The following is a 14,821-nucleotide window of genomic DNA, read 5'->3' as shown; positions in this document are numbered from 1 at the left end:
CATGAACGGATTGGAAAGCATTGCAAGCGGCCCGATGTGGGCCGGGTTCGTGGGCTTTGTCCTGATTATGCTGGCACTCGACTTGTTCGTCTTCGGCGGCAATAAAGCCCATAAAGTCAGCGTCAAGGAAGCCGGTATCTGGTCGCTGGTGTGGGTCAGCATGGCGCTGCTGTTCAACGGCGGCTTGTGGTGGTACCTGAACGGGACAGTTGGTGCGGAGATTGCCGACCAGAAGGCACTCGAGTTCTTTTCGGGCTACCTGATCGAGAAAGCCCTGTCGGTTGACAACGTCTTTGTCTTCCTGCTGATTTTCACCGCATTCCAGGTCCCCCAGCAATACCAGCGCCGGGTACTGATTTACGGTGTACTGGGTGCCATCGTGATGCGGGCCATCATGATCAGCGCCGGCGCATGGGTCGTGAGCGAATTCAGCTGGGTACTGTACCTGTTCGGTGCGTTCCTGCTCTACACGGGCCTGCGCATGCTGGTGGCCGTCGACCAGAAACCTGACGTGGCGAATAATCCGGTGCTGCGTTTCGCGCGCAGGCATTTGAAAGTGGCGGAAGGCGATCACGGCGAGCGGTTTTTCGTCACCAAAGGCGGAGCGCGTTATGTGACGCCGCTGTTCCTGGTGCTGATCCTGATCGAGGTGACCGACCTGGTGTTCGCGGTCGATTCGATCCCGGCCATTTTCGCGATCACGACGGATCCGTTCATCGTGTTTACGTCGAACATGTTCGCCATCCTGGGACTGCGCGCGCTGTACTTCCTGCTGGTGGATGTGGCGGACCGCTTCCACTTGCTCAAGTATGGCCTGGCGATGGTGCTGACTTTTATCGGCACGAAGATGCTGATCATGCCGTGGTACCACGTGCCAGTCCAGGCGTCGCTGACCGTGGTGGCCGTCCTGATCGCAGGCAGCTGTATCGCCAGCCTGTTCATCACGCAGAAGGATAGCGCCAAGTAATCACCACAGGCCCGGTACGCCGGGCCTGTCGGCTCACTACAACCCCCCGGGAGTGGGCAGCTTATTCCTTCAGCTGCCCACGCACCCGTTCGATCGCCTTGCGCACCTGGTTCGGCGCCGTACCACCGACGTGGTCACGCGCCGCCACCGAACCTTCCAGCGTCAGTACCGCAAATACGTCATCCTCGATCAGCGGCGAGAAGGTGCGCAGCGTCTCGAGCGACATCTCCGACAAATCGCACTGCGCGCTGTCGCAGGCACGCACCGCATGCGCCACGGCTTCGTGGGCATCGCGGAACGGCAGGCCCTTTTTCACAAGGTAGTCGGCCAGGTCGGTCGCCGTCGCATAGCCCTGCAGCGCCGCGGCGCGCATGTTCTCGGGTTTCACCGTGATGCCGCCGGCCATGTCGGTGAAGATGCGCAGCGTGTCGAGCACGGTGTCGACGGTGTCGAACAGCGGCTCCTTGTCTTCCTGGTTGTCCTTGTTGTAGGCAAGCGGCTGGCCCTTCATCAGGGTCAGCAGCGAGGTCAGGTGGCCATACACGCGGCCGGTCTTGCCGCGCGCCAGTTCCGGCACGTCCGGGTTTTTCTTTTGCGGCATGATCGACGAGCCGGTGCAGAAGCGGTCGGCGATGTCGATGAAGCCGACGCGCGGGCTCATCCACATGACCAGTTCTTCGGACATGCGCGAGACGTGCATCATGATGAGAGCGGCGGCGGCGGTGAACTCGATCGCGAAATCGCGGTCGGAGACGGCGTCGAGCGAGTTGTGGCAGACGTCCTCGAAGCCGAGGTTCTTCGCCACGCGCAGGCGGTCGATCGGGAAGGTGGTGCCGGCCAGCGCCGCGGCGCCCAGCGGCAGGCGGTTCACGCGGCGCCGTGCGTCCATCATGCGTTCGCCATCACGCCCGAACATTTCCACGTAGGCCAGCATGTGGTGGCCGAAGGTGATCGGTTGGGCCACCTGCAAATGGGTGAAGCCCGGCATGATGGTGTCGAAGTGGCGCTCGGCCAGGTCTGTCAGCGCGCCGCGCAGTTGGTTCAAGAGCACCACCACGTCGTCGATCGCGGCGCGCACATACAGGCGGATGTCGGTCGCGACCTGGTCGTTGCGCGAGCGGCCCGTGTGCAGGCGTTTGCCGGCATCGCCGACCAGCTCGGTCAGGCGTTTTTCGATATTCAGGTGCACGTCTTCGAGGTCGAGCAGCCACTCGAAGCTGCCGCCCTCGATCTCGCCGCGAATGACCGTCATGCCGCGCTCGATCTCGGCGCGGTCAGCCTCGCTGATGATGCCTTGCGCGGCCAGCATTTCGGCGTGCGCGAGCGAGCCCTGGATGTCGAACATCGCCAGGCGCTTGTCGAAGAACACCGACGCCGTATAGCGTTTGACGAGGTCCGACACCGGTTCGGAGAAGCGCGCCGACCAGGCTTCGGCTTTTTTGGAGAATTGTTCGGTCATGGTGGGTTCCAGTTGATTTCTTCGATTATAAACCGGCCTCCGGGAGCACCGTCGGCGCTGGCGGCGGATGACAAGCCAGTTAAAATAGTCGATTATGCAACTGTTAACATTCGCAGACCGAAGGAGAGCATGATGAAACGATGGCTCAGGCTTGGCCTTGCCGCCGCGATGGCCGCTGCCGCGGGCGCAGCGATGGCTGCCCAGCCGCCGCAGCCGGTGCAGACCGCGCCCGCCCAGCCCACGGTGACGAAGGAAGCCGACGGCGCCTCGGTCGACAGCATCGTCGCCGCCCTGTACGACGTCATCTCCGGCCCGGCCGGCGCGCCGCGCAACTGGAACCGGATGCGCGCGCTGTTCGCGCCCGACGCCAGGCTGATGGTCATCAGCCCGGGGCGCGACGGGGCGTTTGGCCTGCGCGCGATGACGGTCGAAGACTACATCAGCCGCAACATGAGCGCCTTTAATACCGGTGGTTTCTACGAGCGCGAAATCACGCGCACGACCGATTCTTTCGGCCAGCTGGTGCACGTGTTCAGCTCGTATGAACTATTGCGCTCGCCGAACGATCCGAAGCCATTCATGCGCGGCATTAACAGCATCCAGCTGGCGCACGACGGCAAGCGCTGGTGGATTGCCAACCTCGTCTGGCGTGCCGAAGACGCCGGCTTGGCGCTGCCGGAACGCTATCTGCATGGCCGGCAGGAACCTGCTTCCAAGCTTTAACGAATCGAACTTGTCGTTTGTGCAAAGGGCGCTAGAATTGGTTTTTTTGCCAGATCGGCCAGGCAGATGACTACCAACGATTCCAGTTTCGAGGTCAGCACCGATCAGTCGCGCCTCGACATCCCGACGATCTACCGCTTCCTCAGCGAGCAGTCGAGCTGGGCGGTGGGAATCTCGCGGCCGACCGTCGAGCGCGCCATCGAAAATTCACTGTGCTTCGGCGGCTACCTCGACGGTCGCCAGGTCGCCTTTGGACGCGTGATCACGGACTTCGCCACCTTCGCCAACCTGGTCGACGTGTTCGTGATGCCGCAGTTCCGCGGTCACGGCTACGGCAAGCAACTGGTGGCCGCCGTGCTGCGCCACCCCAGCCTGCAGCATCTGCGCCGTTTCACACTCGCGACGAATGACGCCCAGGGTTTGTATGAACGCTTCGGTTTCACCACGCCGCGCAATCCTGAGACACTGATGGAGCGTTACTTCCCGAACATTTATCTCTCCTGAGGTGGCGCAACACGGCGACTTCTGTCTCGACACAGGCTGATGATTTGTTGTGTTCGAAAAGGAGCGCCGTATGTGGCCGACCGCTAGTTCTGTTGCGCTTGCTGTTTCTTTAGTCACCGCCGCGCCGGCCGATGCCGCCGAGCTGCCGGCCACGCAAGGTTCGCTCGTCATCATCGGCGGCGCGCTACGCCCTGACAACGCCGCCGTCTGGGAGCGCATCGTTGGGCTCGCAGGCGGGAAGGGCGCCCGCATCGCCGTCTTCGCCTCCGCTTCCGCCAATCCCGAAAAAGCCGGCGCCGCCCTGGTCGAGCGCCTGAACAAATACGGCGCGCATGCCTTTTTTGTGCCGGTCGCCGAGCGCTTGACCGGCACCGACTACCAGGCCGCAGCCGACAATGCCGAGTTGGCCACGGCCGTACGATCCGCAGGCGGAGCGTACTTTGCCGGCGGCGACCAAGCCCGCATCACGCGCGCCCTGCGCCGGCTTGATGGCAGCAACACGCGCGTGCTCGATGCGCTGTGGGAACTGTACCGGCGCGGCGGCGTGATCGCCGGCAGCAGCGCCGGCGCGGCCATCATGAGCAGCACCATGTTCGGCGACCCGAAACCCGTGCTCGCCACCTTGAAGCTGGGCCTGACGGACGGCCAGGAAATCACGCAGGGACTGGGCTTCATCGGCGACGACGTCTTCATCGACCAGCATCTGCTGGTGCGGGGGCGCTTCGCGCGCATGCTGCCGGCGATGCTGCAAAAGGGCTACAAGCTGGGGCTGGGCATCGACGAGGATACGGCGATGGTGGTGGGGCCGAACCGCGACGTCGAGGTGCTCGGCTACAAGGGTGCGCTGGTGGTTGACTTGTCTGGCGCGAATGCGCGCACAGGCGACTTCAATGTCAGCAACGTGCGCCTGAGTTATCTCGACAATGGCGATTGCTTCAATATCGCCACCCAGCGTTTCACGCCGGCGCCCGACAAGGCCGACGGCCGCCTCGACCCGGCGCAGCCCTATTATCGCGGGCCCTTGTTCTCCGCCGACATCCTCGGCAACAGCACGGTGGTCGACCTGATGGGCAAACTCATCGACAGCGACCAGCTCGACGCCATCGGCCTGACCCTCGACAGCGCGCACGGGGTGCAGCCGGAGCTCGGCTTCGAATTCAAATTCTCGCGTACCGGGGACAGCGTCGGCTACATGTCGGCCACGACCGACGCCTATTCGGTCTACAACGTGCGGCTCGATATCCGGCCGATCGTGGTCAAGAGGCCGCTGTACCAGTACAAGTAATTACAGGCAGCGCGGCCGGATCTCCTCGCGCAGCAGCCTGGTCTGGGCTTCGACCATCGGCAGGTTTGGATCGTGGCCGGCGCGCGGGACCAGCACCAGCTTTTTTAGCGGCGCCTGGATCGCATCGTAATAGCGCTGCGTCACCTGCTGCGTGGTCAGCAGGTCTTCGGTTCCTTGCACCAGATAGACCGGCAGCTTGAACTCGAGGCCAAGCTGGTACAGGTCGATCGTCTTGAACATGCCATCGTTCTTCATGCCGACGAACTGCAGGAACGAATAGTCTTCGCCCGCCTCGTAGTCGGCCTGCGCCTGCGCTGTTGCGTACAAGGCGCCCGGCTCGGCCCAGGCTTTCGGCATCGGGTCCGTGCTCATCGCTTCAAATTTGCGCATGGCGCGGCGTTCGATGCCGAAGGAGCGCGGATTGGTCCATGGCGGCGGACCAAGCGTCTCGAGTTTCGCGACCGTTTCCGTATCGTTCGCCGCGCGCGCCAGTGCAATGAGCCTGGCATGGCCGTCGATGTTTTCACGTTGCGCCACCATCTGCGCCGTGCCGAGGTAGGCGCAGAACAGCGCGGGATCGGCTTTCGCCATGTGCACGGCCAGCACCGAACCCCAGGAAGCGCCCATCAGGATCAGTTTGTTCTTGCCCATGCGCGTGGCGACATGGCGGGCCACCGCCAAGCCGTCGTCGCGCAAGCCTTCGACGCTGAGCTTCTCGTCTTCGCCTGGTTTGTTGCGGCCATACGTCATGCCGGCGCCGCGTTGGTCCCAGTGGATGACCGTGAACTCCTTTTTCCACGCCGCATCAGGGCCGTTCTCGTAGATGCTCTGCGGATTGCCGGGTCCGCCATGCGCGATCAGGATGACCGGATTGTCACACCTGTCGCCGCGCATGCTGATCCATTGCTCGATGCCGTTGATACGGACAAAACCGTCTTCACTCACTCGCTGCTGGGGCGAGGCGCAGGCGGGTGCAGCCGGTGCGGCAGTCGCGCAGGTAAAGGGAAGCACCCACAAGGCGCCGGCAAGCAAGCTCAGCAGGGTTTTCATCCGCTCTCCAATTCTTGTCGATAAGTAATCATGCGTTGACGCCCGGTCGGCGTCAACAAACATCGGATATGCATGGCGGCAGCGTTCGCTGGCCTGTGCCCCGTCCTCTCTTTGCTCGCCGCTGGCCTCGCCCAGGCGGCGCAGCCGGCCACCATGCGCGTCGACTACAGCCATAGCGGCAATGCCTTATCCGCCAGCTAGGCCCTGGAACAGGTCTTGATCGAGGCGCTGCCTTGGCCGGGCGACACCAGGCGCAGCCTGGACAACACCAACCGCGGCCAGAACCGGGTGGAGGTGGTGGATGCGAAGACCGGCGACCTGCCGTGCCCGGGCGACTTTTCCATGATCTCTTCTGCCTTCGTTAGCAGGGACCATGTCCAAAATTTTTAAGATTTTCAGTATGGAACATCACCGTTGATCTGTTTTCTCTTGGTTCCTGACGCCTCCCAACGTCCCCATGGTTGAGCCGAGCAAGAATCGCCTACTTGCTCAACCTACAACGGAGGAAACAATGCTTGACGCATATCTGAAAATCGAGGGTATTGCGGGGGAGTCGGAAGACGATAAACACCGCAATTGGATCGAGGTAAGCAACGTCCTGTACGCGATCCACCAGCCAAGAGCCGAGGTTCTATCGACGGCTGGCGGGCACACCAGCGGTAGGGCTGAGCTTTACCCCATCACCTTCAAGAAGCTGGCCGACATAGCTTCACCAGTGTTGCTACAGACCTGTGCAGCAGGTAGAACAATTCCAAAAGCCGTGTTTGAATTTATGAGGGCTGACGGCGATGGCAAGCCGATCCCCTACTTCAAGATCGAGCTAGAGAACTTGATGATTGCAAACATCACCCCCGACAGCGGCAATGGCGGAATCATCAGCGAACAGGTCCATTTGGCGTATGCAAAAATTAAATGGAACTACATACGACAAAGCATCAGGGGCGGAGCGCAGGGCAATACGTCTGGCGGCTGGGATTGTAGCGCCAACAAGGCGTGCTAACCGGAGGCGAATATGTCTGAACCCTATGTTGGCGATGTGATGCTTCAATGCCCTCTCAAACCGTTCGACTTCAAGCATGCATGTGCCGTCGTTGTATCGGGCGACGGTATCAATTTCTGCGGTCATGCGTTGCTTCACACTGGTGGCGGCTGGTACTTCCATATCGCCGGGAAGTACGATGTGCCAAAGTTCATGCGGGAGGATGGCTTCCAGCGGTACTTGAGAGAGAACGGCAAGCACGAAATTCGCCGCTGGCGTATCCAGATTCCCAACCCCGCCGGGGCGCACCGAAAGCTGGAAGAACTGCTGGCGAAGCAGTGGCGGTGGCTGGTTTTGCCGAACAACTGTACGTCATTTGTGGAGGAAGTTGTTCAGGCTGGCGGTAGTAAGGCCGGGATGTATTTCAATTGCCCCTCAGTGGAGCCTTTCGCATGAAACGCACGTTCATTTCGCTTGGTGTTGCCTTCCTGGTGGCCGCGCTAGTATATCTGGCACTTCCACCAACCATGTATGTTGAAAAGGCGTTTAACATCCTGGCCGCTGCATTCATCGGCTCAGCGGTCGTTACGTCGCTGGTGTTAGGGCTATGGAGCCGTCATCGCTAAATGACAAGGGGCGCTTCGTCAGCACCCCTTGTTGTCACGCTGCTTTCTTCGGTCCGATCTTCCTGGATAGCCAAGCCATACCCCTAGCCAAGTCGGAGCCATCGACATCCTGTTCCTTGAACGTCGCCCGTTGTTCGGCGGTGAGCGGACAGGGATAACTTCCCCATCTTCGATCACGAACTGTGGGATCGGCTTCTCGACAGTCCGCATGACGTATTCCGATTCCCCATCTTTCCGGATTGATAACACCACTCTTGGGCCGGTGGCGGTCATCGCGCTCCACCAATCGATACCCGAAGTCCCCCAACTGTACGCGGCATGCCATGTGCCCGGCGCGCTCAACATGCCGCATCGGAAATCGTCGAGGTCAAGCTGTGCGATTATCCGGACGACACCCTGTTCGTCGGCTACTGCGCCGAGCCGCATTGCAACGGCGCCCAGCGCGGCGCATATCGGCTGGCGAAGCTGGGACGGCCGGTCAAGCGGATGGTAGGCGGCATCGCCGGCTGGATCGACGAAGGTTTTACACGTGGCGACGGTGCCGACGCTGCGGCGGACTGAATGCTGCTACGCGCCGCCGCCGTGTGCCCGGTGTCAGGATTACAATGCCGAAATTCGTTTTCCCGAGGACACCCCATGCTTCGATTCATTTCGCGCCTGTGCGCCGTCGCCTCTTTGCTCGCCGCTGGCCTCGCACAGGCGGCGCAGCCGGCCACCGTGCGCGTCGACTACAGCCATAGCGGCAATGCCTTATCCGACAGCTACGCCCTGGAACAGGTCTTGATCGAGCCGCTCCCCTGGCCGGGCGACACCAGGCGCAGCCTGGACAACACGAACCGCGGCCAGAACCGGGTGGAGGTGGTGGACGCCAAGACGGGCGACCTGATCTATTCGCGCGACTTTTCCACGATCTTTGGCGAATGGCGCACGACGGAAGAAGCGAGCAAGATCAGCCGCAGTTTTCAGGAATCGGTGCGCTTTCCAAAACCGGATCGGCCGGTGCGCGTGCGCATCCTCAAGCGCGACGAGCGGAATGCGTTTTCGGTGGCCTGGAGCGTGGAGATCGATACCGATGCGCCCGAGGTAGTGAGGAAGCAGGCCCCGGCGCCCGCCGCGCCGATCCCGATTCACGTGAAAGGTCCGTCGGCGCAAAAAGTCGACTTGCTGATCATGGGCGACGGCTACACCCAGGGTGAAATGAAAAAGTTCGAGGCCGATGCGCGCCGCCTGTCGCAGCACCTGTTCTCGGTCTCGCCTTTCAAGGAGCGTGCCGACGATTTCAATGTCTGGGCGCTGGCCGTACCGACCAGCGAGTCGGGCGTCTCGCGTCCCTCGACCGGCATGCACCGGGCCTCGAAACTGGGCACGCGCTACGACATTTTTGGAAGCGAGCGCTATGTCCTCACGCTCGACAACCGGGCCTTGCGCGAGATCGCCCAGCATGCGCCCTACGAGTTCATCGAAATTTTGGTGAATAACGAGACCTATGGCGGCGGCGGGATCTTCGGCCAGTTCAGCACGGCGGCAGCCGGCAACGAATGGGCGCCCTACCTGTTCGTGCACGAGTTCGGCCACCATTTCGCCGGTCTCGCCGACGAGTACTACACCTCGCCCGTGGCCTATGCCGCCAGCGGCACGCGCATGGAACCGTGGGAGCCGAACGCCACGGCGCTGCGCGACCCGGCCAACCTGAAATGGAAGCGGCACCTGAAGGCGGGCACGCCGCTGCCGACGCCGTGGCCGAAGGCGGAATATGAAGAGGCCTCGCGCGCCTACCAGAAACGGCGCGCTGCGCTGCGGGCGGGGAACCGTCCCGAGAGCGAGATGAACGCGCTGTTTCGCGAAGACCTGGCGGCTACCCGCGCGCTATTCGCGAAACAGCCGCACCGGCACGCGGTCGGCGCATTCGAGGGTGCGAACTATGAAGCGACGGGGTATTACCGGCCGGCGATGCAGTGCATCATGTTCGACCGCAGCGAGGCGTTCTGTCCGGTGTGCCAGGACGGCATCGTCGAGATCATCGACCTGTACGCGGGGCCGGCGCGGCTGAAAGGCGCTGATTCTACTCAGCAGTAGTCTGTGTGCTGGCGAACAGACCCGTTGCCCGGCAGGGCCTATTCTGGGTTCAGACTTGATATAAAGTTAAACAGTGCGGGCAAGAGACCCGCAACCCGCCATATGCTTTGAAAGGACACACCATGAACAAACTTATCCTCACCCTGATCGCCGGTTTCGTTGCTACCAGCGCCTATGCGCAGACCGCCACCACGACCACGGTCACGACCACCACGCCGGTCACGAGCACCGCGTCGACCACCAACGTGATGCCGGCCAACACCCAGGCCATCGTCAAGGCTGAAGCCCGCGCCGAAGTCGACGTCGCCAAGGCGGAAGCGAAGGAAATGAAGGCCGTCGCCAAGGCTGACGAGAAAGCCACCAAGGCCGTCGCCGATGCGCAGGAAAAGAAAGCCAAGGCGCACGCCAAGGCCGTGAAGGTGCACGCGAACGCCGCCGAGAAGATCACCAAGGCCGATCCGGAAGACCGCGCCAAGGCGATCGCCAAGGCTGAAGAGAAGGTCTCGGAAGCGAACCTGAAGGCCGAGAAGACCATGATCAAGGCCGACGAAAAGTCGCTGAAGGTTCAGGTTGGCGCCGCCGCTGACAAGGCGCAGGCATCGGCCAAGGCCGAACAGGTCCGCGCAGAGGCGATGGCCGACGTGCACAAGGCAGCGGCCAAGAAGTAATTGGGTTTGTTGTAAAAGAGATGCCGGCGCGAGCCGGCATTTTTTTTGTCCGTGGGCGTAATGAACGGCTTATTCGCCGGTGGCCCGCATCGCCAGATCCGTCGCCTTCAACTTCTGCGACAGCGGCTTGCCCTTTCTTGCCCGCTTGCCGAAGTGCGGCTCCAGCCCCGACGCGAACAGCTCCACCGTGCGCGGCTTCGAGCCGGCCCAGGTGCCGATCACGTTCACGCCTTTCTGGCTGATCGGTTGCGCCGCCAGCAGCTGCTCTTTCGGATCGAGTTCCATCAGCGTCACGCCGCGCCCGCCATTGGTCAGCACCTTCATTTCGTCGATGCCGAACACCAGCACCCGGCCATTGCCGGACAGGCAAGCAAGCGCACCGGCCGCGTCGGATACGATCCGCGGCGGCAGCGGCAGTGCGCCATCATCGAGCGTAATGAAGGACTTGCCGCCCTTCAGGCGGCTGACCATGTCGCCCGCCTTCGAAATGAAACCGAAGCCGTTCGAGGTCGCCAGCAGCAAGCGCGTGTCGGCGGTTCCTGCGAAGTAGTGCAGGATGCGTATGCCGCCCGAGAGGTCGACCAGCGTCGTGATCGGCACGCCGTCGCCGCGCGCACCGGGCAGCGCCGACACCGGCACCGAATAGGCCTTGCCGTTGTCGCCAATGCCGACCAGCGAATCGATCGTGCGGCATTCGAACGCGCCGTACAGCGAGTCGCCCGGCTTGAAGGTGAACTGGACCGGATCGTGGCCGATGCCTGACCGTGCGCGGACCCAGCCTTTTTCGGAGATGATCACGGTGACCGGTTCGTCGACGATCTTTTGCTCGGCCACGGCCTTTTGCGCTTCTTCGATCAGGGTACGGCGCGGGTCGCCGAAGGCCTTGGCGTCCGCTTCGATCTCGCGGATGATGGTGCGCTTCATGGTCGATGGATTGGCCAGGATGTCTTCCAGCTTTTCCTTCTCGCCACGCAGCTGGGCCAGCTCCTGCTCGATCTTGATCGCCTCCAGACGCGCCAGCTGGCGCAGGCGGATCTCGAGGATGTCCTCGGCCTGGCGGTCGGACAGGCCAAACTCTTCCATCAGCGCCGCCTTCGGCTCATCCGAATTGCGGATGATGGCGATCACCTTGTCGATGTTCAGCAGGACGATCTCGCGGCCTTCGAGGATGTGGATGCGGTCGTTGACCTTGCCCAGCTTGTGCTCGGTACGGCGGCGCACGGTGGTGAAGCGGTAATCGATCCACTCCTGGATGATGTCGCCCAGGCCCTTCTGGCGCGGACGGCCATCGCCGCCGATCATCACCAGGTTGATCGGCGCCGAGCTCTCGAGCGAGGTATGCGCCAGCAGCAGCAGCATGAACTCGGTCTGGTCCTGGTTCTTCGACTTCGGCTCGAACACCAGGCGCACGGCGGCTTCGCGGCCCGATTCGTCGCGCATCGTGTCGAGCGAATTCAACACCGTCTGCTTGAGGGCGATCTGTTCCGGCGTCAGCGTCTTCTTGCCCAGCTTGATCTTCGGGTTGGTGATCTCTTCGATCTCCTGCTGCACCTTCGCCGTCGACGTCCCCGGCGGCAATTCGGTCACCACCGCCTGCCACTGGCCGCGCGCCAGCTCTTCGATCTTCCAGCGCGCGCGGACTTTCATCGAGCCGCGGCCGGTCGTGTACATCTCGGCGATGGTCGATGCCGGGGTGATGATCTGGCCGCCGCCCGGGAAGTCCGGGCCGGGAATGATCGCCATCAGCTCCGCATGCGTCATCTTCGGATTGCGGATCATCGCCACTGCCGCGTCGGCCACTTCGCGCAGGTTGTGCGACGGGATCTCGGTGGCCAGACCGACTGCGATACCGGAGGCGCCATTGAGCAGCACCATCGGCAGGCGCGCCGGCAGCGTGCGCGGCTCATTGGTCGAACCGTCATAGTTCGGCTGGAAGTCGACCGTGCCCATGTCGATCTCGTCCATCAACAGGCGCGCGATCGGGGTCAGCCGGGCTTCGGTGTAGCGCATTGCCGCCGCGCCGTCGCCGTCGCGCGAGCCGAAATTGCCCTGGCCGTCGATCAGCGGATAGCGCAGCGAGAAGTCCTGGGCCATGCGCACGAGGGCGTCATAGACCGACTGGTCGCCGTGCGGGTGCAGTTTGCCGAGCACGTCGCCGACCACGGCCGCGGATTTACGTGGCTTCGCGGTCGGGCCGAGGCCGAGTTCGTTCATCGCGTACAGGATGCGGCGCTGTACCGGCTTCTGGCCGTCGGCGACATCGGGTAGGGCGCGGCCCTTGACCACCGAGACCGCGTAGTCGAGATAGGCGCGTTCTGCGAAGGTGGACAGGGTCAGCGTTTCGATGTCGTCGTCGGCGGGCGCTGCGGCTTGTTCGAAGAGGTTTGCTTGGATTGTCATAATTCAGTTCGTTCGGTTCAAATATCCGCTTCCGTCTCGTTGCCGTGTTCTTCGATCCACGCACGGCGTGCGGCGGCTTCGCCTTTGCCCATCAACATGTTGAAACGCGCGCTCGATTCGCCGTGATCAAAACCACCCAGGGCCACCGGCAGCAGGCGCCGGGTGTCCGGGTTCATCGTCGTTTCCCACAGCTGCTCGGCGTTCATCTCGCCCAGGCCCTTGAAACGCGAGATGTTCCAGCTGCCTTCCTTCAGGCCGTCCTTCGTCAGCTTGTCCTCGATCGCCAGCAGTTCGCCCTCGTCCAGCGCGTACAGCTTTTGCAGCGGCTTCTTGCCGCGTGGCGGCACGTCGACGCGGTACAGCGGCGGACGCGCAACACAGATATGGCCATGCTTGAACAGGGCAGGGAAGTGCTTGAAGAACAGCGTCAGCAGCAAAACCTGGATGTGCGAGCCGTCCACATCGGCGTCCGACAGGATGCAAATTTTGCCGTAGCGCAGGCCCGTCAGGTCCGGCGAATCGCCGTGCGAATGCGGGTCGACCCCGATCGCCACGGAGATGTCGTGGATCTCGTTGTTCGCAAACAGGCGGTCGCGGTCGGTTTCCCAGGTATTCAAGACCTTGCCGCGCAGCGGCAAAATCGCCTGGTATTCCTTGTCGCGCCCCATTTTTGCGGAGCCGCCCGCCGAGTCGCCCTCGACCAGGAACAGTTCGTTGCGGGTCAGGTCGGTCGATTCGCAATCGGTCAGCTTGCCGGGCAACACAGCCACGCCCGAGGATTTCTTCTTTTCGACTTTTTGCAGCGAGCGCATGCGCGACTGCGCCTGCTTGATGACGAGGTCGGCCAGCTTCTTGCCGTATTCGACGTGCTGGTTCAGCCACAGTTCGAGCGGCGGCTTCGTAAACGTCGACACCAGCTTGACGGCATCGCGCGAGTTCAGGCGTTCCTTGGTCTGGCCCTGGAATTGCGGGTCCAGCACTTTCGCCGACAGCACGAACGAAACACGTGCGAACACGTCTTCCGGCAACAGCTTGACGCCCTTCGGCAGCAGGCCATGCAGCTCCGCGAAACCCTTGACGGCGCCGAACAGGCCGTCGCGCAGGCCCGACTCGTGCGAGCCGCCGCTTGGCGTCGGGATCAGGTTGACGTAGGACTCGCGCACCACGCCGCCTTCCTCGTTCCAGGCCACGACCCAGGCCGCGCCTTCGCCTTCGGCAAAGTTTTCGTCACCAGGCGCTGCATACGCGGCACCCTCGAACAGCGGGATCACCGTCTCGCCGCTCGAGGACTGCGCCATCGCTTCGGTCAGGTAGCCGCGCAGGCCTTCGTCGTAGCGCCAGGTCTGGACGTCGCCGGTCTTGGCAATCGTCAGCGTGACGGTGACGCCCGGCAGCAGCACGGCTTTCGAGCGCAGCAGGCGCACGAGGTCCGGCATCGGGATGTTCGGCGAATCGAAGTACTTCGCGTCCGGCCAGGCGGTGACGCGGGTGCCGTTCTTCTTGCCGCCGCGCTCGAAGGGCGCGGAGGTCAGGGGTTCGATCACGTCGCCGCCGGCGAAAACCAGGTTGTGGACGCCAGTGCCGTCCTCGTTCTTGCGCCAGACGGTGATTTCGAGGCGCTTCGAGAGCGCATTCGTGACCGAGACGCCGACCCCGTGCAGGCCGCCCGAAAACGCGTAGGCGCCGCCGGAACCCTTGTCGAACTTGCCGCCCGCGTGCAGGCGCGTGAACACGATTTCGACCGTGGACACGCCTTCTTCCGGGTGGATGCCGACCGGGATGCCGCGGCCGTCGTCCTCGACGGTGACGGAACCGTCGACGTTCAGGGTGACGCCGATGTTGTTGCAGTAGCCGCCGAGCGCCTCGTCCGAGGCGTTGTCGATGACTTCCTGGATGATGTGCAGCGGGTTCTCGGTCCGGGTATACATGCCCGGGCGTTGCTTCACGGGCTCGAGTCCTTTGAGGACGCGGATGGATGATTCGCTGTAGTCGGGTGCGGGTTTCTTGGTTGCCATGCTGATCAGTGTTATGTCGAAAGCCTGCGCATTCTATCTTGTCGGAGGGAAAAAGCAGGAGTGGCGTAA

The 14,821-nt window shown here is 62.6% G+C and carries 15 protein-coding genes and 1 pseudogene; 12 read left to right on the top strand and 4 right to left on the bottom strand.

Going from position 1 to position 14,821, the window contains the following annotated elements; translation table 11 throughout:
* Position 1: 1 nt before the first annotated feature.
* Positions 2-967 carry a TerC family protein gene (locus tag ACHAC9_RS04910; RefSeq protein WP_435757710.1) on the top strand — a complete coding sequence of 322 codons (966 nt, stop codon included), beginning with the start codon at positions 2-4 and terminating at the stop codon, positions 965-967.
* A gap of 61 nt (positions 968-1,028) precedes the next feature.
* On the opposite strand, the gene argH is transcribed toward ACHAC9_RS04910, so the two are convergent.
* Complete coding sequence (gene argH / locus ACHAC9_RS04905) at positions 1,029-2,426, bottom strand: argininosuccinate lyase (protein ID WP_435757708.1); 1,398 nt, start codon at positions 2,424-2,426, stop codon at positions 1,029-1,031.
* A gap of 129 nt (positions 2,427-2,555) precedes the next feature.
* Here argH and ACHAC9_RS04900 point away from each other — a divergent pair, with 129 nt between their 5' ends.
* The 3 genes from ACHAC9_RS04900 (at position 2,556) to ACHAC9_RS04890 (ending at position 4,938) form a co-directional block, all read left to right on the top strand.
* Positions 2,556-3,149, top strand: coding sequence for a hypothetical protein (locus tag ACHAC9_RS04900; protein ID WP_435757706.1), 594 nt, complete (start codon positions 2,556-2,558; stop codon positions 3,147-3,149).
* 66 nt (positions 3,150-3,215) lie between these two features.
* The gene (locus ACHAC9_RS04895; protein ID WP_435757704.1) at positions 3,216-3,653 is read left to right on the top strand and encodes a GNAT family N-acetyltransferase; all 438 of its coding nucleotides are present in this window, start codon (positions 3,216-3,218) and stop codon (positions 3,651-3,653) included.
* Between the two features lie 70 nt (positions 3,654-3,723).
* Entirely contained in the window at positions 3,724-4,938 is a 1,215-nt protein-coding gene (locus ACHAC9_RS04890; protein ID WP_435757702.1) for a cyanophycinase, read from the top strand.
* Here the strand turns inward: ACHAC9_RS04890 and ACHAC9_RS04885 are convergent, their stop codons facing one another.
* Positions 4,939-5,988 carry an alpha/beta fold hydrolase gene (locus ACHAC9_RS04885; protein ID WP_435757701.1) on the bottom strand — a complete coding sequence of 350 codons (1,050 nt, stop codon included), beginning with the start codon at positions 5,986-5,988 and terminating at the stop codon, positions 4,939-4,941.
* Positions 5,989-6,060: 72 nt separating this feature from the next.
* Between ACHAC9_RS04885 and ACHAC9_RS04880 the strand changes: the two genes are divergently transcribed.
* The 8 genes and pseudogenes from ACHAC9_RS04880 to ACHAC9_RS04845 all read left to right on the top strand — a co-directional run bounded on the left by ACHAC9_RS04880 (position 6,061) and on the right by ACHAC9_RS04845 (position 10,337).
* Complete coding sequence (locus ACHAC9_RS04880) at positions 6,061-6,189, top strand: hypothetical protein (protein ID WP_435757699.1); 129 nt, start codon at positions 6,061-6,063, stop codon at positions 6,187-6,189.
* Positions 6,190-6,204: 15 nt separating this feature from the next.
* On the top strand, positions 6,205-6,378 hold the full coding sequence (locus tag ACHAC9_RS04875) for a hypothetical protein (protein WP_435757698.1): 174 nt from the start codon (positions 6,205-6,207) through the stop codon (positions 6,376-6,378).
* A gap of 121 nt (positions 6,379-6,499) precedes the next feature.
* Positions 6,500-6,988 carry an Hcp family type VI secretion system effector gene (locus ACHAC9_RS04870; protein ID WP_435757696.1) on the top strand — a complete coding sequence of 163 codons (489 nt, stop codon included), beginning with the start codon at positions 6,500-6,502 and terminating at the stop codon, positions 6,986-6,988.
* 12 nt (positions 6,989-7,000) lie between these two features.
* Positions 7,001-7,423 (top strand): hypothetical protein, encoded by a 423-nt coding sequence (locus ACHAC9_RS04865; protein ID WP_435757694.1) that lies wholly within the window; start codon positions 7,001-7,003, stop codon positions 7,421-7,423.
* Positions 7,420-7,593 (top strand): hypothetical protein, encoded by a 174-nt coding sequence (locus ACHAC9_RS04860; protein ID WP_435757692.1) that lies wholly within the window; start codon positions 7,420-7,422, stop codon positions 7,591-7,593. Before ACHAC9_RS04865 ends, ACHAC9_RS04860 begins: the two co-directional genes overlap by 4 nt.
* 301 nt (positions 7,594-7,894) lie before the next feature.
* Positions 7,895-8,154, top strand: a pseudogene (locus ACHAC9_RS04855) (rhodanese-like domain-containing protein); the annotation flags it as partial.
* A gap of 75 nt (positions 8,155-8,229) precedes the next feature.
* On the top strand, positions 8,230-9,669 hold the full coding sequence (locus tag ACHAC9_RS04850) for a M64 family metallopeptidase (RefSeq protein WP_435757690.1): 1,440 nt from the start codon (positions 8,230-8,232) through the stop codon (positions 9,667-9,669).
* A gap of 122 nt (positions 9,670-9,791) precedes the next feature.
* Positions 9,792-10,337 (top strand): hypothetical protein, encoded by a 546-nt coding sequence (locus ACHAC9_RS04845; RefSeq protein ID WP_435757688.1) that lies wholly within the window; start codon positions 9,792-9,794, stop codon positions 10,335-10,337.
* A 69-nt stretch (positions 10,338-10,406) separates the two neighbouring features.
* On the opposite strand, the gene parC is transcribed toward ACHAC9_RS04845, so the two are convergent.
* Together parC and ACHAC9_RS04835 are read right to left on the bottom strand one after the other, a co-directional pair.
* The gene (gene parC, locus ACHAC9_RS04840) at positions 10,407-12,737 is read right to left on the bottom strand and encodes a DNA topoisomerase IV subunit A (RefSeq protein WP_435757686.1); all 2,331 of its coding nucleotides are present in this window, start codon (positions 12,735-12,737) and stop codon (positions 10,407-10,409) included.
* A gap of 17 nt (positions 12,738-12,754) precedes the next feature.
* A complete protein-coding gene (locus ACHAC9_RS04835) occupies positions 12,755-14,752 on the bottom strand; it encodes a DNA topoisomerase IV subunit B (protein ID WP_435757684.1) in 1,998 nt (665 codons plus the stop codon).
* Positions 14,753-14,821: the final 69 nt, after the last annotated feature.

It is taken from the genome of Massilia sp. CMS3.1, from assembly GCF_051262535.1.
In the GTDB taxonomy this organism is placed as follows: Bacteria; Pseudomonadota; Gammaproteobacteria; order Burkholderiales; family Burkholderiaceae_D; genus Telluria.
The sequence above is the reverse complement of the archived record's forward strand: the minus strand, read 5'-3'. Positions and strand labels throughout refer to the sequence as shown.